20 protein-coding genes are annotated in these 17989 nt (G+C 67.5%); 7 read left to right on the forward strand and 13 right to left on the reverse strand.

The window, feature by feature from the left end; all coding sequences use genetic code 11:
• Positions 1-12 precede the first annotated feature (12 nt).
• Complete coding sequence (locus AC3WLF_RS08770; protein WP_492358090.1) at positions 13-501, forward strand: bactofilin family protein; 489 nt, start codon at positions 13-15, stop codon at positions 499-501.
• A 101-nt stretch (positions 502-602) separates the two neighbouring features.
• Positions 603-971, forward strand: coding sequence for an iron-sulfur cluster insertion protein ErpA (erpA, locus tag AC3WLF_RS08775; RefSeq protein ID WP_010813904.1), 369 nt, complete (start codon positions 603-605; stop codon positions 969-971).
• A gap of 59 nt (positions 972-1030) precedes the next feature.
• On the opposite strand, the gene AC3WLF_RS08780 is transcribed toward erpA, so the two are convergent.
• Positions 1031-1828 (reverse strand): phytanoyl-CoA dioxygenase family protein, encoded by a 798-nt coding sequence (locus AC3WLF_RS08780; protein ID WP_492317682.1) that lies wholly within the window; start codon positions 1826-1828, stop codon positions 1031-1033.
• A 91-nt stretch (positions 1829-1919) separates the two neighbouring features.
• Here AC3WLF_RS08780 and AC3WLF_RS08785 point away from each other — a divergent pair, with 91 nt between their 5' ends.
• Complete coding sequence (locus AC3WLF_RS08785; protein ID WP_492317681.1) at positions 1920-2825, forward strand: LysR substrate-binding domain-containing protein; 906 nt, start codon at positions 1920-1922, stop codon at positions 2823-2825.
• Here AC3WLF_RS08785 and AC3WLF_RS08790 read toward each other — a convergent pair.
• Together AC3WLF_RS08790 and AC3WLF_RS08795 are read right to left on the reverse strand one after the other, a co-directional pair.
• Positions 2822-3952 carry an anhydro-N-acetylmuramic acid kinase gene (locus tag AC3WLF_RS08790; RefSeq protein WP_492358091.1) on the reverse strand — a complete coding sequence of 377 codons (1131 nt, stop codon included), beginning with the start codon at positions 3950-3952 and terminating at the stop codon, positions 2822-2824. The two genes, AC3WLF_RS08785 and AC3WLF_RS08790, sit on opposite strands and share 4 nt — an antisense overlap.
• Positions 3953-3963: 11 nt before the next feature.
• Positions 3964-5355, reverse strand: coding sequence for a M23 family metallopeptidase (locus tag AC3WLF_RS08795; RefSeq protein ID WP_011614541.1), 1392 nt, complete (start codon positions 5353-5355; stop codon positions 3964-3966).
• Between the two features lie 245 nt (positions 5356-5600).
• On the opposite strand from AC3WLF_RS08795, the gene tyrS reads away from it, so the two are divergent.
• From tyrS to AC3WLF_RS08815, 4 genes are all read left to right on the forward strand, one after another.
• Positions 5601-6842: a tyrosine--tRNA ligase gene (gene tyrS / locus AC3WLF_RS08800; protein WP_492317678.1), complete on the forward strand. Its 1242-nt coding sequence runs from the start codon at positions 5601-5603 to the stop codon at positions 6840-6842.
• 10 nt (positions 6843-6852) lie between these two features.
• Positions 6853-7314: a D-aminoacyl-tRNA deacylase gene (gene dtd / locus AC3WLF_RS08805; RefSeq protein WP_010813898.1), complete on the forward strand. Its 462-nt coding sequence runs from the start codon at positions 6853-6855 to the stop codon at positions 7312-7314.
• Positions 7315-7365: 51 nt separating this feature from the next.
• On the forward strand, positions 7366-8013 hold the full coding sequence (locus AC3WLF_RS08810) for a YbhB/YbcL family Raf kinase inhibitor-like protein (protein ID WP_010813897.1): 648 nt from the start codon (positions 7366-7368) through the stop codon (positions 8011-8013).
• 63 nt (positions 8014-8076) lie between these two features.
• Positions 8077-8751: a histidine phosphatase family protein gene (locus AC3WLF_RS08815; RefSeq protein WP_010813896.1), complete on the forward strand. Its 675-nt coding sequence runs from the start codon at positions 8077-8079 to the stop codon at positions 8749-8751.
• 2 nt (positions 8752-8753) lie between these two features.
• Here the strand turns inward: AC3WLF_RS08815 and AC3WLF_RS08820 are convergent, their stop codons facing one another.
• From AC3WLF_RS08820 to dusB, 10 genes are all read right to left on the reverse strand, one after another.
• On the reverse strand, positions 8754-9479 hold the full coding sequence (locus AC3WLF_RS08820; protein WP_010813895.1) for a queuosine precursor transporter: 726 nt from the start codon (positions 9477-9479) through the stop codon (positions 8754-8756).
• Positions 9480-9638: 159 nt separating this feature from the next.
• Positions 9639-10223: a BPSL1445 family SYLF domain-containing lipoprotein gene (locus AC3WLF_RS08825; RefSeq protein ID WP_010813894.1), complete on the reverse strand. Its 585-nt coding sequence runs from the start codon at positions 10221-10223 to the stop codon at positions 9639-9641.
• Between the two features lie 44 nt (positions 10224-10267).
• A complete protein-coding gene (locus AC3WLF_RS08830) occupies positions 10268-10861 on the reverse strand; it encodes a hypothetical protein (protein WP_492317677.1) in 594 nt (197 codons plus the stop codon).
• A gap of 208 nt (positions 10862-11069) precedes the next feature.
• On the reverse strand, positions 11070-12128 hold the full coding sequence (ruvB, locus tag AC3WLF_RS08835) for a Holliday junction branch migration DNA helicase RuvB (RefSeq protein WP_010813892.1): 1059 nt from the start codon (positions 12126-12128) through the stop codon (positions 11070-11072).
• 58 nt (positions 12129-12186) lie between these two features.
• A complete protein-coding gene (ruvA, locus tag AC3WLF_RS08840) occupies positions 12187-12768 on the reverse strand; it encodes a Holliday junction branch migration protein RuvA (protein ID WP_010813891.1) in 582 nt (193 codons plus the stop codon).
• Positions 12769-12845: 77 nt separating this feature from the next.
• A complete protein-coding gene (locus AC3WLF_RS08845; protein WP_492317676.1) occupies positions 12846-14078 on the reverse strand; it encodes a glycerophosphodiester phosphodiesterase in 1233 nt (410 codons plus the stop codon).
• Positions 14079-14158: 80 nt separating this feature from the next.
• A complete protein-coding gene (gene ruvC / locus AC3WLF_RS08850; RefSeq protein WP_492351646.1) occupies positions 14159-14704 on the reverse strand; it encodes a crossover junction endodeoxyribonuclease RuvC in 546 nt (181 codons plus the stop codon).
• Between the two features lie 149 nt (positions 14705-14853).
• A complete protein-coding gene (purH, locus tag AC3WLF_RS08855; protein WP_492317675.1) occupies positions 14854-16428 on the reverse strand; it encodes a bifunctional phosphoribosylaminoimidazolecarboxamide formyltransferase/IMP cyclohydrolase in 1575 nt (524 codons plus the stop codon).
• A 22-nt stretch (positions 16429-16450) separates the two neighbouring features.
• Entirely contained in the window at positions 16451-16684 is a 234-nt protein-coding gene (locus tag AC3WLF_RS08860; RefSeq protein ID WP_010813887.1) for a Fis family transcriptional regulator, read from the reverse strand.
• On the reverse strand, positions 16681-17742 hold the full coding sequence (gene dusB / locus AC3WLF_RS08865; protein ID WP_454749237.1) for a tRNA dihydrouridine synthase DusB: 1062 nt from the start codon (positions 17740-17742) through the stop codon (positions 16681-16683). Before dusB ends, AC3WLF_RS08860 begins: the two co-directional genes overlap by 4 nt.
• Positions 17743-17989 lie beyond the last annotated feature (247 nt).

Genomic DNA, 17989 nt, shown 5'->3' on the forward strand with positions numbered 1-17989 from the left:
GGAGTGAGAGTGATGCTGTTTTCGAAAAAGAAGGGCCTTTCGATCGATACGCTGATCGGCGAAGACACCGCCATCGACGGCGACCTGGTGTTTGCTGGCGGCCTGCGCCTGGACGGCCGCGTGCGCGGAAACGTCACCGCGGCGCCGGGCAAGCCGAGCATGCTGGTGGTCAGCGAAAAAGGCATGGTCGAGGGCGAGATCAGCGTCGGCCACCTGGTGCTCAACGGCACCGTCAAGGGCCCGGTGCAGGCCACCGACCTGCTCGAACTGCAGCCGCATGCCCGCGTGCTGGGCGACGTGCGCTATGCGGCGCTCGAAATGCACCAGGGTGCGCTGGTCGAAGGCCGCCTGATGCCGCTGCTGCAAGGCGAGGTCAAGGCGCTGCCGAACCTGGTCGAGGCCGCGCCTGCGGCTGAAGTGACGGAAGCGGCGGACGAGGCTGGTGCCACGGACCACACAACCCCCGCTGCCGACGCCCATCCCACTGAAAAGGCCGCCTGAGCGGCATCCGCCATGCCGGGAACCCCTTGAAAGCACAGGGTTTCGGCACGATCTTCCAGTAGCGCTTAGAATACAGGCGTATCTAAACAGGAGAACACCCCATGAACGCAGTCGCAGAGGCACCCGTTACCGAGGACGTGCCGGCACCGTTCGTCTTTACCGACAGCGCCGCCGACAAGGTCAAGCAGTTGATCGAGGAAGAGGGCAATGCCGAACTGAAACTGCGCGTGTTCGTGCAGGGCGGCGGCTGCTCCGGCTTCCAGTATGGCTTCACCTTCGATGAGGAAGTCAACGAAGACGACACCACCATGGTCAAGAACGGCGTCACCCTGCTGATCGACTCGATGAGCTACCAGTACCTGGTCGGCGCCGAGATCGACTACAAGGAAGACATCAACGGCGCGCAGTTCGTGATCAAGAACCCGAATGCCTCGACCACCTGCGGTTGCGGCTCGTCGTTCTCGGTCTGACTGGCACCGGTCCCCAAAAAAACGCACCTTCGGGTGCGTTTTTTCTTTTCCGCGATGGCTTACTGCGCGGCGCGCCAGACCACGGGAAACCAGTCTTCGCGCATGCGCTCGCCGGTCTGCTGATCGATGCCGGGGAAGGGCGGCGAAGTGCGCCCGGGCCGCTGCATGAAGCGCACGTCGTCGCCCAGGAAGCGCGCCGAGAACGCGCGCCGGCGCCCGGTGCCGGTATTGCCGGCGGCGCCGTGCACGGTGCGGAAGTCGAACACCACGGCATCGCCTGGCTCAAGTTCGGGGGCGAGCAGGGTGTGGCTGCCATCCTCCACGTCCGGCATCTCCATGAAGGCATCGTCGCCCCCATAGAAGTTCTCGTTGCTGGCCCAGCGCTTGGGCCGCACCAGCCGCGGCCAGCGGTGCGAGCCAGCCACCACGCGCAGGGTGTTGGCCTGCGTCACCGGATCCAGCGGGATCCAGTAGCTCGCGGTCTGGGTGCCGTCGACACAGTAATAGGGCAGGTCCTGGTGCCACGGCGTGGGCTTGGCCGTGCCGGGCTCCTTGACCAGGATGTGTTCGTGGAACACCTGCACCGCCTGTGACTGCATGATGCGCCCGGCAATGGCGGCCGCCAGCGACTGGCGGATAAAGTCATCGAACGGCGCAATGCGCTGCCAGTTGCAGTAGTCCTCGAAGAAGCGCCCGCTTTCGCCGGGCCTTACGTTCTCGATGGCGAAGGGACCGGGCTCGGCCAGGTTCTGCGCAAAGCCGTCGCGCAGCCGTTCGACCCAGTCGGTGAAGGCGCCGCGCAGCACCAGCACGCCGTCGCGCTGGTAGGTGTCGATCTGTTCCTGGGTGATGTTCATGGCGATCTTGTGTGGGGGGCGATGTGCCCAGTATCGCCATGCATAGTGGATAGGAAAAGCATATATTTCCTATGTTGCGATATAGGAAATCATGATTCCCTTCTCCTTCCGCCAGCTCGAATACTTTGTCGCTGCAGCCGAGCACGGCAGCATCAGCGCGGCGGCTCGTGCGCGCCATGTGTCGCAGCCTTCTGTTTCCACCGCGATCGCGCAGCTGGAAGACACCCTGGGGGAGCCTCTGTTCAAGCGCCAGGTCAGCCGCGGGCTGTCCCTGACGCCGGCAGGGCAGCGCCTGCTGGGGCGGGCGCGAGACATCCTCGCGCTGGCGGCCGGCCTCACCGTGGACGACGCCACCGGCCGGGGGCTGATCGGCCAGCTCTCGCTGACCTGCTTCCAGGACCTTGGGCCGTACTTTGCGCCACGCCTGCTGGCGGGGCTGCGCCGGCACCATCCGGGCATTTCGGTGACCTTGTTCGAGGCCGACCTGGCCACCGTCCACCGCACGCTGCAGGCGGGCAAGGCCGAACTGGCGCTGACCTATGAACTGGGGCTCGATGCCCGCACCGAGCGCCGCACGCTGGCGGAACTGGCACCCTATGCGCTGCTGCCCGCCGGCCATCCGCTGGCAAGCGGCACCGATGTGAGCCTGGCCGACCTGGCCGGCGAACGGCTGATCCTCGAGGACATCCCGCAAACGCGCGAGTACTTCCTGTCGCTGTTCTGGGCGCATGGCCTGCACCCGGTGCTGCACCAGTACACGCAGACCTTCGAGATGCAGCGCGGACTGGTGGCGCACGGCTATGGCGTGGCGCTGTCGTGCACGCGCCCGGCCGGCGACCAAAGCTACGACGGCGTGCCAATCGCCTGCCTGCCGCTGCGCGAGCCAGTGACGCCGCAGCGCGTGGTGCTGGCGCGCTCGCCGGCCATGCGGGCCTCGCCGCTGGCGCAGGCGTTCATGGATTGGGTGGAGGCGGGCGGCGCGATGCGCCTGCCCTAGCGCGGATAGATCGCGCCCAGCACGCGCGGCCCGGCGGCGCCGGTCACGGTGGGCACGTTGCCGGGCAGGCGCAGCAGGCACTGGCGTGCCAGCCAGGCAAAGGCGATCGCTTCGACCTGCGACACCGGCACGCCATAGTCTTCCGAGGTCTCGATGGCCACGCCGGGCAATGCCTGCGCCAGCCGTGCCATCACGAACGCATTGCGGGCGCCGCCGCCGCAGACGATCAGGCGGCGCGCATCGGGCGCATGGGTGCGCACGTCGCGCGCGATGGCCTCGGCCGTCAGCGCCGCCAGCGTCGCCTGCACAGCGGCAGGCGTGAGGTGCTGGAACGAGGCAAGCCGGGCTTCGAGCCAGCCCGGATGGAACAGGTCGCGCCCGGTGCTCTTGGGCGGCGCCGCGCTGAAGTAGGGCTCGGCCAGGCACTGCGCCAGCAGTGCGGCGTCGACACGCCCGCTGGCGGCCCAGTCGCCGTTGCTGTCGAAGGGAAGCTGGCGGTGGCGGCCGATCCAGTAGTCGAGCAGCGCATTGCCCGGGCCACAGTCGAAGCCGCTGACGGCGCCGCCTGCCGCGGGCAGGATGCTGATATTGGAGATGCCGCCGATATTGCAGGCAACGCGGGTTTCGGTGTCGCTGCGGAACAGCGCATGGTGCAGCGCCGGCACCAGCGGCGCGCCCTGGCCGCCGGCGGCGAGGTCGCGGCTGCGGAAGTCCGCCACCACGTCGATGCCCGCCAGCTCGGCCAGCCGCGCCGGATGCTGGCTCTGGCGGGTGTAGCCGATGCCGTCGTACAGGCCCGGCCGGTGGCGGATAGTCTGGCCGTGGGCGCCGATGGCGGCCACCGCGGCCGCGTCGACCTGGGCCTCGCTCAGCAGTGTCGCCACGCAGCCGGCGTAGACTTGCGCCAGCGCATTGGCTGCCAGCGCCTCGCGATGGATCTCGTCCTCGCCCGGCTGCTGCAGGGCGGCAAAGGCCGCGCGCAGCGTGTCGGGGAAGGGCTGGCTGGCGGCCGCCAGCACGGCGGGCCGCGCACCGCTGAAATCCACCAGCACCGCGTCGGCACCGTCCATGCTGGTGCCGGACATGATGCCGATATAGCGTTCGCTGACAGTCACGGGCTGGGTCACGATGGGCGCGGTCAGTTGGAGGCGGTCAGCACGTTGTAGGTGCGCAGCGCATTGATGCGGCTGAGCAGCCCGCTGGTGTAGGTCAGGAATTCCTGGCGCGACTTGCCGGTCAGCGTCGGCGATTCCATCAGCGTGATGGTCAGCGGGTTCTGCGGCACGTCGTTGAAGCGGAACTCATAGTGCAGGTGCGGGCCGGTGGCCCAGCCGGTCGAGCCGACATAGCCGATCAGCTGGCCCTGGCGCACCGGCTGGCCCTGGCGCATGCCGGCAAAGCCGGACAGGTGCGCGTAGTAGGTCGAGTAGCCGTTGGCATGGTTCAGGATGACGATATTGCCGTAGCCGTTCTGCTGGCCCACGAACTCGACCACGCCGTCGCCGGTGGCCAGCACCTTGGTGCCGGTCGGGGCGGCGAAGTCCACGCCCTTGTGCTGCGCCCAGTCATGATGCAGCGGATGCTCGCGGCCGCCGAAGCCCGACGACACGCGCGAGAATTCCACCGGCGAACGCAGGAACGGCCGCTTCATGCTGCGCCCGTCGAAGGTGTAGTAGGCGCCGCCGTCCTTGCTGTCTTCGGGCGCGAACCACAGCGCCTGGTGCAGCTGGTTGCGGTTGATCAGCTCCAGTGCGACCACGCGGCCGTTGCGCACGAAGGTGCCGTCGCGGAAGCCCGCTTCGTAGATGATGCGGAAGCGGTCGCCGCTGGCGATGTCGTGGTGGAAGTCGATCACGCCGGAGAAGATCGACAGCATCTGCTGCACGACTTCGTCGGGCACGTTGGCCGCGTCCATGGCCTTGAAGAAGCCGCCCGCGGAAATCGCGCCCGAGGCCATCTCGTAGTGCACGTCATTGTCGACGCGCTGCACCTTGGCCTTGTAGGTGGCGGCGGTGTTGTCGCTGGCCGCGCGCACGCGCTCGATCACCAGCTCGCGCGAGGCGGCTGCGTCGCCGCCCAGGTTGGCCTGCAGCGACACCAGCGTGTTGCTTTCGTCGATCTCCGCCTGCACCGCCTGGCCCGGGTTCAGGTTGAACAGGCCGCGCGCGGTCGGGTTCTTGACAATGAACGCCTGCGCATCGGCATCGTCCACGCCCAGCCGCTTGAGCAGGCTGGCGATGGTGTCGCCGCGCTGCATGCGTTCTTCGCGCACGTAGACGGCCTGGCTGTCGGTAAGCTGTTCAAGTTGCTCGCGCACGTCGGGCATGCGCAGCGCCTGCTGCGTGCGCGGTGCGAGCGGATCGTCAAAGGCGCTGCGCGGCGCAACGCCCATCGCCGCGGCCATGCCGAGCGTGAAGATTGCGCCCACCGAGGCCGTCAGTTGTTTGCGCCGCCGCGCGTGCTGGGGGTTGGTCGGATCGACAAGAACCACCAGCTCACGCGCGAAAACTTCGCGGAGTCTGGACCACATCACGTAAAATTCAACCTTGGTCTGAGCACCGCTGCCGGGGACGATGTGTCTCGTCTGCCTTCCTCCCCCGAGGTGCGGCGCGGGCTCTTCACTGTTATTTGGCCGCCTGCATTGCTGCATAAAGTGGCGGGTAGCGCACTGGAAAGGCTTCCGTAGGCGCCGGGAATCGGGGATTATACCAAAATCCGGCCCTGGCGGCTGTCAGGAAATTTCCTAAAATTTCAAGTATTTCAAAGACTTACGTCATGACTGAAGTTGCCACGGGCCCCACGGCCAAATACCCCCTGACGCCGTCGGTGATGCAGGCCCTGGAAGTCTCCAGGCGAGGCTGCGACGAACTGCTGATCGAATCCGAGTGGGCGCAGAAGCTGGCGCGCAGCGAGGCCACCGGCGTGCCGCTGCGCATCAAGCTGGGCCTGGATCCGACCGCGCCCGACATCCATATCGGCCACACCGTGGTGCTGAACAAGCTGCGCCAGCTGCAGGACCTCGGCCACCAGGTGATCTTCCTGATCGGCGACTTCACCTCGACCATCGGCGATCCGTCGGGCCGCAACAGCACGCGCCCGCCGCTCACGCGCGAGCAGATCGAGGCCAACGCCCAGACCTACTACCGCCAGGCCAGCCTGGTGCTGGACCCGGCCCGCACCGAAATCCGCTACAACAGCGAGTGGTGCGATCCGCTGGGCGCGCGCGGCATGATCCAGCTGGCGGCCAAGTACACCGTGGCGCGCATGATGGAGCGCGACGACTTCACCAAGCGTTTCCGCTCCGGGATTCCGATCTCCGTGCATGAGTTCCTCTACCCGCTGATGCAGGGCTATGACTCGGTCGCGCTCAAGTCAGACCTGGAGCTCGGCGGCACCGACCAGAAGTTCAACCTGCTGGTCGGGCGCGAGCTGCAGAAGGAATACGGCCAGGAGCCGCAATGCATCCTGACCATGCCGCTGCTGGTTGGCCTGGACGGCGTCGAGAAGATGTCCAAGTCAAAGGGCAACTACGTCGGCGTGACCGAGGCGCCCAACGAGATGTTCGGCAAGCTGATGAGCATCTCGGACGACCTGATGTGGCAGTACTACACGCTGCTGTCGTTCCGCCCGCTGGCCGAGATCGAGCTGATGAAGCAGGAAATCGCGCTGGGCCGCAATCCGCGCGACTGCAAGGTGCTGCTGGCGCAGGAGATCGTGGCGCGCTTCCACAGCCAGGCCGATGCCGAGAAGGCGCTGGAAGATTTCAACCACCGCGCCCGCGGCGGCGTGCCGGACGATATCCCGGCAGTGAGTCTGACTGGCGCGCCGCTGGGCATCGCGCAGCTGCTCAAGCAGGCCAACCTGGTGCCGTCCACCTCGGAAGCCAACCGCAATATCGAGCAGGGCGGCGTCAAGATCGACGGCGCCACGGTCAGCGACAAGGCCACCAGGGTGGCGGCGGGCACCTATGTCGTGCAGGTCGGCAAGCGCCGCTTCGCGCGCGTGACGCTGGCCTGAGGCGGCCGGGATGATCGCGCTGATCCAGCGGGTGGCCCAGGCCCGCGTCACGGTCGAAGGCCGCACCACCGGTGAAATCGGCGCCGGCCTGCTGGCGCTGGTCTGCGCCGAGCGCGGCGACACCGAGGCGCAGGCCGAGCGGCTGCTGGCCAAGATGCTGTCGTACCGGGTGTTTTCCGATGCGGCCGGCAAGATGAACCTGCCGGTGCAGAACATGGACGGCAACGGCAACGCCGGCGGGCTGCTGGTGGTGTCGCAGTTTACGCTGGCGGCCGATACCAACAGCGGCACGCGGCCGAGTTTCACGCCCGCGGCATCGCCCGAGGACGGCCGGCGCCTGTACGAGCATTTCGTGGCGCAGGCGCGCGCCGCCCATCCGCAAGTGCAGACCGGCGAGTTCGGCGCGATGATGCAGGTCAGCCTGGTCAACGACGGCCCGGTCACCTTCTGGCTGCGGGTGCCGCCGGCCTGAACAGATTTCAAGCTGCCGCGCTCCGGCGCGGCATCAAGACAGGAGAGACAAATGAAACTCTGGAGCAAGTCCTTCAACGACAACGCGCCGATTCCCGGCGAGTTCGCCTTCTGCGTGCCCGACGCCGCTGCCCACGTGGCCCTGTCGAACAACCGCAATCCCGACCTGCGCTGGGAAGACGCCCCGGCCGAGACGCGCTCGTTCGTGCTGATCTGCCACGACCGCGACGTCCCCAGCAAGGGCGACGACGTCAACCAGGAAGGCCGCGAAGTGCCGGCCGCGCTGCCGCGCGTGGACTTCTTCCACTGGGTGCTGGTCGACATCCCGCCGGGGCTGACCTCGATCGCGGCGGGCTCGCACAGCGACGGCGTGATCGCGCGCGGCAAGCCGGGCCCCGAAGCCACCGGCGGCACCGCCACCGCGGGCGGCCTGCGCCACGGCATCAACGACTACACCGGCTGGTTCGCCGGCGATGCCGACATGAAAGGCGACTACTACGGCTATGACGGCCCGTGCCCCCCGTGGAACGACACGCTGCTGCACCACTACGTGTTCACGCTGTATGCGCTGGACATCGACCGGCTGCCGCTCGATGGCACCTTCACCGGCGCGCAGGTGCGCGAGGCGATCCAGGGCCATGTGCTGGCGCAGGCCAGCCTCACCGGCACCTATACGCTGAACCCTAATCTGGCGAAATAACGCCTGGCCGGCGCCGCGCCAGCCGCGCGGCGCCGGCCTCAAGGAAATCCCGAAGGAAACGGCATGTCGCAAAGCCCCGGGCCGCATTCGCTGGCCTATACCCACCTGATCGTGATCCGCCACGGCGAAACGGCCTGGAACCGGGAGCGCCGGCTGCAGGGCCAGCTCGACATTCCCCTGAACGAGACCGGCCGCGCCCAGGCGCGCGCGCTGGCCACGGCGCTGGCGGGCGAGCCGATCGATGCGGTCTATGCCAGCGACCTGTCGCGTGCGATGGAAACCGCTGCGCCGCTGGCCGAGGTGCTCGGGCTGCAGGTGCGCCCCGATGCGCGCCTGCGCGAGCGCAGCTACGGCACGCTGCAGGGCAAGACCTACGCCGAAGTGGCCGAGCACCTGCCCGAGGATTTCGCCCGCTGGCAGGCGCGCGTGCCGGACTACGCACCGCCTGAAGGCGAGTCGCTGCTGGGCTTCCATGAGCGCGCGGTCGAGGTGGTGCTGGCGCTGTCGCGCCGGCATCCCGGTGAGCGTATCGCACTGGTGGCGCACGGCGGCGTGCTCGACTGCCTGTACCGCGAGGCCACCGGCATGACGCTGGAAGCGCCGCGCCAGCATGAACTGCTCAATGCCAGCGTCAACCGGCTACGCAGCGACAGCAGCCACCTGACGCTGGCGCAGTGGGGCGATGTCAGCCACCTTGAAAACCTGGCGCTGGACGAGGTGGACCGGCGCGTGCCTTAGCGCTACACGCGGACGCGGAACGGGGTGAAGTCGGTATTGCGGTCGAAATAATCCTCGTTCTCGGCCCGCTTCAGGAACCCCACCACCTTGTACGTCACCGGTGTCATCACCACTTCCCAGCCGGTCTTCAGCACGTACTGCGCCACTGCCACCTGGATCACCTTCTCCAGCGGCCAGATGCCGTAGAAGGCGATCACGTAGAACAGCGACGAGTCGACCAGCTCCCCGGCCAGCGTGGAGCCGATCGTGCGCGTCCACAGCCACCGCCCCGAGGTCCACAGCTTCATCTTGGCCAGCACGTAGCTGTTGGTGAAGCTGCCGCAGCAGAAGGCGATCAGCGAGCCGAGTGCAATCCGCCAGGTGTTGCCGAACACGTCCTGCAGGCTTTTCTGGTAGTCCGCCATGAAGGGCGCGACCGGCATGTTCAGCACCACCAGGCTCATGAAGGTGGCGAAAGCCAGCGCGGCAAAGCCGGCCCAGACCACGCGCCGGTCGCGGCCGTAGCCGTAGACCTCGGTCAACACGTCGCCGAAGATGTAGGAGATCGGGAAGAACAGCACGCCGGCGCCGAAGGTCACCGTGCCGATCACGGGCAGCGTCACCTGTGCCGCCTTGGCCGCGCCGATCAGGTTCGAGCACAGCAGCACGGTGACAAAGGCCACCATGACGAAGTCATAGTAACGGTAGACGCGGCCGGCGGGGCCTGCGCTGGCGGGGATGGCGGACATGGGGGCTCCCGGTCGGACGCGCTGGCGCGCGGTGTTTTGGGCGCGATTATGCCAGCGGGCCCCGGATTCTGCCGCGGCGTGCGCAAGCGTTGCTGCGGCCGCCTGAAATGAAAATTCCCGGCCGAAGCCGGGAACTTCAGGTGGAGCGGCGCAGCCGGGTCAGATATCCAGCTTGCTGATCTTGGAGCCGTTTACCGAGACGTCGAACATCAGGCCGGCATTGGTCTGCACAAAGGCAATCACCGGCTGCTGGCTGGTCAGGGTGTCGAGCCTGCCGTCCGCGCCGACCTTGGCCACCGCCACGTTGGCATCGGCGCCGGCGGTCCAGCCCTTGCTGGCAACAAACTTGTTGTAGGCCTCCGGGGTCATGAACATGATGATGACGGCCTTGGACTGCCCGCCGGCGGTCAGCCCGACCGAGGCCTGCGTCGTGCTGTAGTAGCCGACCGTCGCGCCCTTCGATCGCAGCGCACCCTCGCCGTACTCGCCGCCTACCACCAGGCCGGCCGAGATGACACGCGGGAACACCAGGACCCCTTGCGCACGCTGCGCCAGGTCGCGTGCGCCGGGATTGGCGGAGAACAGCCGGTTCAGCGCTCCGTCCACCCCTGCATCGATTTCCTGCTTCTTGGCGACCGGGTCCTTCGAGGCGCTGGTGCCGGTGGTGGTGCAGCCTGCCGCCATTGCGGTGGCAACGAGCAGGCCCGATCCGGCAACCCGGGTAACAAAGTGGCGACGATTCATAGGTAACCTCCTGATGGGAAAAGTACCGCGTCTGGCTCAGTGGCTCAGTTGGCTGCGGCTGCCGCGGGTGCCTTGACCGTAATGGCCACGACTTCACGGTAGACGATCTTGGCCATCTGGCCCTGCTTGATGCCGTTCAGGTCGATGGCCGGATCCTGCACTTTCACGGTGCGCAGCGTCTCGCGCGGACCGCGGAAGGTGATCAGGCGCTTGGCCGGGTCGACCTTGGTGATCTGTGCGGTCACTGTGGTGGTGATCTCGCGCATGATGCCGGGCTTGCCGCCCTCGGCGGCGCGCGTGGTGCGGTCGACCGATTCGGCCAGTGCGGTGGCCTTGCTGTCGACCGGCTCAAGCGCGGCGACCAGCGCGGCGCCACGCGCCACCGTGAGGATGTCGCCCTTGCGGATCTGGCCAAAGTTGCGGGCTTCGTCGCCAGCCACCAGTTCGACCACGTTGCCGCGCGGGCCCTGGACCAGCACGGCCTTGGATTGGGGATCGATATCGACGATCTTGCCGCTGATGACCGCCTCTTCGGCCACGCCGACTGGCGCCGGCGGGCGCTGGGCGTTGGCACTGCCGGCGGCGAACGCGGTGGCGGCGAGGGCTGCGGCGAGCAGGCTGGACGAATGGCGAATCATTGGCTTTCCTTGACGTATTTGTAAAGGTGCCGTGCCTGGCGGGGCGCGGCCATCGCAGCACCGGGCCGGTGCCGATAAAGCCATTGTGGACAATCGGCCACGGGCCAGCAATCCACTTCGAAAAAATTTGGAGCGCGAAATTAAAACGTTTAATTGGTGCTGCGCCGGGGCCCTGCCAAGGCGTCAGTTCTGCGCTGCAGCTCGCCTGTCAGGCGTCGCCGAACAGCTCGCTGGCGCCGCTGCCTTGCGGGTTGGCCAGGCCGAAATGCCGGTAGGCGGCAGCCGTGGCCACGCGCCCGCGCGGCGTGCGCTGCAGGTAGCCTTGCTGGATCAGGTAGGGCTCGAGCACGTCCTCGATGGTGTCGCGCTCCTCACCGATGGCCGCGGCCAGGTTGTCCACGCCCACGGGGCCGCCGCCGAACTTGTGCAGCACGGCTTCCAGCAGCTTGCGGTCCATCAGGTCGAAGCCGACGCTGTCCACGTCCAGCATGGCCAGCGCCGCGTCGGCCATGGCGCGGGTGATGTTCCCGTCACCCTTGACCTCGGCGTAGTCGCGCACCCGGCGCAGCAGCCGGTTGGCGATACGGGGCGTGCCGCGCGCGCGCCGGGCGATTTCCAGCGCGCCCTGCGGATCGATGCGTGCATGCAGCAGCTGCGCCGAGCGCGTGACGATGCGGGCCAGCTCATCGGCGGTATAGAACTCCAGCCGCGCCACGATGCCGAAGCGGTCGCGCAGCGGGTTGGTCAGCATGCCGGCACGCGTGGTGGCGCCCACCAGCGTGAACGGCTGCAGGTCGAGCTTGACCGAGCGCGCCGCCGGGCCCTCGCCGATCATGATGTCGATCTGGTAGTCCTCGAGCGCCGGGTACAGGATTTCCTCGACGACCGGCGAGAGCCGGTGGATCTCGTCGATGAACAGCACGTCGTTGGCTTCCAGGTTGGTCAGCAGCGCGGCCAGGTCGCCCGGGCGCTCCAGCACGGGGCCCGAGGTCTGGCGCAGGTTGACGCCCATCTCGCGCGCGATGATGTGGGCCAGCGTGGTCTTGCCCAGGCCCGGCGGGCCGAACAGCAGCACGTGGTCCAGCGCCTCGCGCCGGTTGCGCGCGGCGTGCATGAATATATCGAGCTGCCCGCGCACCTTTTCCTGGCCGACATATTCGTCCAGCAGCTTGGGCCGCAGCGCGCGCTCGAACGCCTCCTCCTGCGACGAGGCGGGGGTGGCGGCAATTACGCGGGCGGGGGCGGCAAGCTTGTCAGTTTCGATCATGGTGGTCAGGGGCCCGGACAGCGGCAACAATCCGCCATTCTACGCGCCTATGCAGGTCTCAAGCCTTGGACAATGCCTTGAGCGCCAGCTTGATGCCATCCGACACGCCGGTCCCCGCCGGCACCTGCTTGATCGCGGCGGCGGCTTCCTTCTCCGAGTAGCCCAGCGCCAGCAGCGCATTGAGCACGTCGACGGCGCTGTCCGGCACCGCCGGCGTGCCCGGCACGTGGCCCAGCTCCGCGCCCAGCTTGCCCTTGAGTTCGAGCAGCAGCCGCTCCGCGGTCTTCTTGCCGATGCCGGGAATGCGCGTGAGGCGGCCGGCTTCCTGCAGCGTGATGGCCTGCGCCAGCTCGGGCACCGACATGCCCGACAGCACCGCCAGTGCCATGCGCGCGCCGATGCCGGTGATCTTGATCAGCTCGCGGAAGGTGTTGCGCTCCGATGCGGTGCCGAAGCCGTACAGCAGGTGCGCGTCCTCGCGCACGATCAGCTGCGTCAGCAGCGTCACCGGCTGGCCCACCGCGGGCAGGTTGTAGAAGGTGCTCATCGGCACGTCCACCTCGTAGCCGACGCCGTGGCAATCGACCAGCAGGTGCGGGGGATTCTTCTCGATAAGGGTGCCGGCGATGCGTCCGATCATGGTGCGGAGGAGGGAATGGAAGGTGGGGGTCAGGGAACAGGCGGCCGCAAGTGTAGCCCAGCGGCCGCACGGCCGGGTCAGCGCGCCGGCGTATCCACCGCGCGCCGGCCCAGCGCCGGGTCGTCGGTGAAGAAGCCATCGATGCCGGCCGCGATAAAGGCCTGCACCTCCCGCTCCATGCCGGACGGGCTGCGCGTGGCGTCGTCGCCGCCGGTCTGCAGCGCCTTGGGCAGGAAGCTGTTTTCCGGACGGAAGGTGTAGGGATGGACGAACAGCCCGGCAGCATGCGCCTGGCGCACCACCGGCGTCGGCGCAGCCAGCGCGCCCTGCGCATCGCGCGGCACCACGCTGCTCTTCTCGGGGCCGATGCCGTCGGCATAGGCCGCCACCTCGCGCAGGCCGGTCGCGCCCAGCATGTCGCCGAAGGTGCGGCCGTCGCCCGCCAGCTTCCAGTCGGCCGGGCCCTTGCGCGGGTTGCCGATGAGCTGCACCAGCTTCACGTTGGGCTGCCCGCTGCCAAGCGTGCGCCGCAGCGCGCGCAGGCTGCCGGTCTCGAAGCACTGGATAAAAACGGGTGCGTTGCGCAGGTAGGGTTGTGCCCGGAGCGCGGCCACCAGCTTGTCCTCGAGCGGCAGCCCGATGCCGCGGAAGTAGCTCGGGTGCTTCAGCTCCGCGTAGATGCCGATGGGTTTGCCGGTGCGCAGCGCAGCCTGCTCGGCCAGGCGCACGATCTCGTCGAAGGTCGGCACCTCGAACTGGTCGTTCAGGCGCGCATTGTCCGGGCGCAGGCGCGGGATACGCTCACGCGCGCGCAGCGTCTTGAGCTCGGCCAGCGTGAAGTCTTCGGTGAACCAGCCGCTCACGCGCTCGCCGTCGATCACCTTGGTGCGCTTGCGCTCGGCAAACTGCGGCAGCTCGGCCACATTGGTGGTGCCGGTGATGTCGTTTTCGTGGCGCGCTACCAGCACGCCGTCGCGTGTCATGACCAGGTCGGGCTCGATGGCGTCGGCGCCGTCCTCGATGGCTTTGGCGTAGGCGGCAAGCGTATGTTCGGGGCGCAGTGCGCTGGCGCCGCGATGGGCGATCACCAGCGGTTTGGGAGGCTGGGTGGCGGCGGCCGCAGGCGCAGCGCTCGCGGTGGGTGCCGGCACCGGAGCCGCGGACACGGGCTTAGGGCGCGGCGCGGTGGCGCAGCCCGCGACCAGCGCGGCGCAGGCCGCGGCGGCCGGAAACAGCCAGCGCCGGAAGGCAAGAACAGGGAAGAGGCTGGGGCGCCGGCGCGGCGCGCTCAATCGGGACTGGCTAGGCATGCAGCGTTCCTGTGGTGAGACCAAGGCCCGATTGTAAAAGATGGGGAAGCGGGCGCAGCAAGCGCCAGCCGCTGGCGTGCTCAGCCGACCAGCCGCCCGCGCCGCACGCGCATGCCTTTGCGCACCAGGTCGGGCGCCAGGCCCGACAGCGTGCCCAGGGTATCGCTGCCGTTGGCATGGCAGATCGCCACGCCGAGCGCATCCGCCGCATCGCTGCCGGGCTGGCCGGGCAGCATCAGCAGCCGCGTCACCATTTCCTGCACCTGCGCCTTGTTGGCGCGGCCATAGCCGACCACCGCCACCTTCAGTTGCAGCGCGGTGTACTCGAACACCGGCAAGCCGTAGCCCACCAACCCGCAGATCACCGCGCCGCGGGCCTGGCCGAGCAGCAGCGTGGACTGCGGGTTGACGTTGACGAAGACCTTCTCGATCGCGGCGCAGTCGGGTGCATAGGTGCGCGACACTTCGCTGATGCCGTCGTAGAGGGTCTTCAGCCGTTCCGGCAGCGTTGAATTGCCGTCGCTCTTGATCGTGCCCGAGGCCACGTAGGCAAGCTTGTTGCCGTGCTTCTCGATCACGCCGAAGCCGGTGGTGCGCAGGCCGGGGTCGATGCCTAGGATTCGCATTGGGTGGGTAGGGTGGATGCCGTCGCTAGTGTATTGCCTTTTGCGCCGGCACCTAATGCAAAAAGCGGTTTCGCTTTCCCTTGCAGGAGAACGAAACCGCTTCGGGAGCCGGCGGCCTTGCCAGGCAAGACTGCAAGCACTGCCAGTGCTTAGTGGCGGAAATGCCGCGTGCCGGTCACCACCATGGCGATGCCGCGCTCGTCGGCGGCGGCGATCACTTCGTCGTCGCGCATCGAGCCGCCAGGCTGGATCACGCAGGTCGCGCCCGCGTCGACCACCACGTCCAGGCCGTCACGGAACGGGAAGAACGCGTCCGATGCCACTGCCGAGCCGGCCAGCGTCAGGCCGGCGTTCTGCGCCTTGATGCTGGCGATGCGGGCCGAATCGACGCGGCTCATCTGGCCCGCGCCCACGCCCAGCGTCATGCCGCCGCCGCAGAACACGATGGCATTGGACTTGACGAACTTGGCCACGCGCCAGGCGAACATCAGGTCGTCCATTTCCTTCGGGGTCGGGTGGCGGCGCGTCACCACGCGCAGCTCGGACGGCTGCACGTTCCTGGCGTCCGGGCTCTGCACCAGCAGGCCGCCGCCGACACGCTTGAAGTCATACTGGTTGATGCCCTTGCCCAGCGGGATCTCGAGCAGGCGCACGTTCTGCTTGGCCGCGAACACGGCACGCGCGCCGGCGCTGAACGACGGGGCGATCAGCACTTCGACGAACTGCTTGGCCACGGCCTGCGCGGCGCTTTCGTCCAGCTCGACGTTGAAGGCGATGATGCCGCCGAAGGCCGAGGTCGAATCGGTCTTGAAGGCCTTGTCATAGGCTTCCAGCGCATTCGCGCCGAGCGCCACGCCGCACGGGTTGGCGTGCTTGATGATGACGCAGGCGGCGCCGCTGGCGGCGTCGAACGACTTGACGCATTCCCAGGCCGCATCGGCGTCGGCGATGTTGTTGTACGACAGTTCCTTGCCCTGCAGCTGCACGTAGTTGGCCAGCGCGCCGTCCACGGCCTTCAGGTCGCGGTAGAACGCGGCCGACTGGTGCGGGTTCTCGCCGTAACGCATTTCCTGCACCTTGTCGAAGGCCAGGTTCAGCGTCTGCGGGTAGGCGCTGCGGCCCTGGTGCGACTTGTCGGCACCGAGGCTGGTCAGGTAGTTGGTGATGGCGCCGTCGTATTGCGCGGTGTGCGCGAACACCTTGGTGGCCAGGCGGAAATTGGTGTCGTAGCCGACGCTGTTGGCGTTGGCGCGCATTTCGTCGAGCACCACGCCATAGTCGGCCGGGTCGACGATCACGGTCACGTCGCGATGGTTTTTGGCCGCCGAACGCAGCATGGTCGGACCGCCGATGTCGATGTTCTCGATCGCGTCGGGCAGGGTGCAGTCATCCTTGGCCACGGTCTGCTGGAACGGGTACAGGTTCACCACCAGCAAGTCGATGGTCGGGATGTCGTGCTCGGCCAGCGCGGCCATGTGCTCGGGCAGGTCGCGGCGCGCCAGGATGCCGCCGTGCACCTTCGGGTGCAGCGTCTTGACGCGGCCGTCGAGCATTTCCGGGAAGCCGGTGTAGTCGGCCACCTCCGTCACGGGCAGGCCGCTGTCGGCCAGCAGCTTGGCGGTGCCGCCGGTGGAAAGCAGCGTGACGCCGAGCGCGTTCAGTTCGCGCGCGAAATCGACGATGCCGGTCTTGTCGGAAACGGAGAGTAGGGCTTGCTTGATCATGGCTGTGGGAGACGCTTCAAATTCAAAGTAAACCGTGCTGCTGCAGCTTCTTGCGCAGCGTATTGCGATTGATGCCCAGATAGGCGGCGGCCAGCGACTGGTTGCGCTCGGCGCGCACCATCACGGCTTCCAGCAGCGGCCGTTCGACCGCCTCGAGCACCATGTTGTACATATTCGACGGCTCTTCGCCGTCCAGGTCGCGAAAATAAGTGTCCAGGCTTTCCCGGATGCACTGGTCGATAGCGTTGCGGCTCATGCGGCAAGCAACTCCCCGTTTTTGTTGTTGTTCGCTTCGTCTTGGTCTTGTGCTGCGTCGTCCACGTACACCAGCCGGTCAGAGATCTGCGCCTGCTCGTCGAAGAACGCATTGACCGCCGCCAGTTGTTCGGCGGTGCTCTCCAGCGTGTTCATGCGGTGGCGGAACAGGTTGGCGCCGCGCAGCCCGCGCGTGTACCAGGCAATATGCTTGCGCGCGGTGCGCACGCCGGTGAATTCGCCATAGAAAGCGTAGTGGTCTTCCAGGTGCGCATTCATGATGGCACGGATCTCGGCCACTTCCGGCGACGGCAGCATCTCGCCGGTCTTCAGGAAGTGCTCGATCTCACGGAACAGCCAGGGCCGGCCCTGCGCCGCGCGGCCGATCATGATCGCGTCCGCGCCGGTCAGCGCCAGCACTTGCTTGGCCTTCTGCGGCGTGGTGATGTCGCCGTTGGCGACCACCGGGATCGAGACCGCTGCCTTGACCGCGGCAATGGTCTCGTACTCGGCGTCACCGTGGTACAGGTCGGCGCGGGTGCGGCCGTGGATGGTCAGCATGCTGATGCCCGCATCCTCGACCATGTGCGCGATGCGCAGCGCATTGCGGTTCTCGCGGTTCCAGCCGGTGCGGATCTTCAGCGTGACCGGCACCCGGTCGCCCACGGCGCCGACCACGGCCTGGACGATGCGCACCACCAGCGGCTCGTTCTGCAGCAGGGCCGAGCCGGCGGCGACGTTGCACACCTTCTTGGCCGGGCAGCCCATGTTGATGTCGATGATCTGCGCGCCGCGGTCCACGTTGTAGCGCGCGGCCTCGGCCATCATCGACGGCTCGGCGCCGGCGATCTGCACGGCGATGGGTTCGACCTCGCCGGCGTGGTTGGCGCGGCGCATGGTTTTCTCGCTCTTCCACAGCTGTGCGTTGGACGCCACCATTTCCGACACCGCATAGCCCGCGCCGAGCTGCTTGCACAGCTGGCGGAAGGGCCGGTCCGTCACGCCCGCCATCGGGGCGACAAACAGGTTGTTGCGGAGTTGGTGAGGTCCGATCTGCACGGTTGGGCGGCGGTTCTGAGAGGCCGTCCCGGTGACCGTAGCGCCCTCGCGGCGCGGATGGCGCCAGGGAAGGGATCGGGACAGCCTGCTCTGAGACGGAAGACGAAACGGAAAAACATGCCCCTGCCGAAACTGCTGCCGGCGTTGGATCGGGACATGTGCGAGGGCAGGATTCTACCGCCAAACCATCGCCATTGCCCAAGATTTGAGCATCCGGAGCGCAACCCGGCAGGGACCGTGGCGCAAA

Source organism: Cupriavidus sp. FW306-01-F10A (assembly GCF_058782785.1).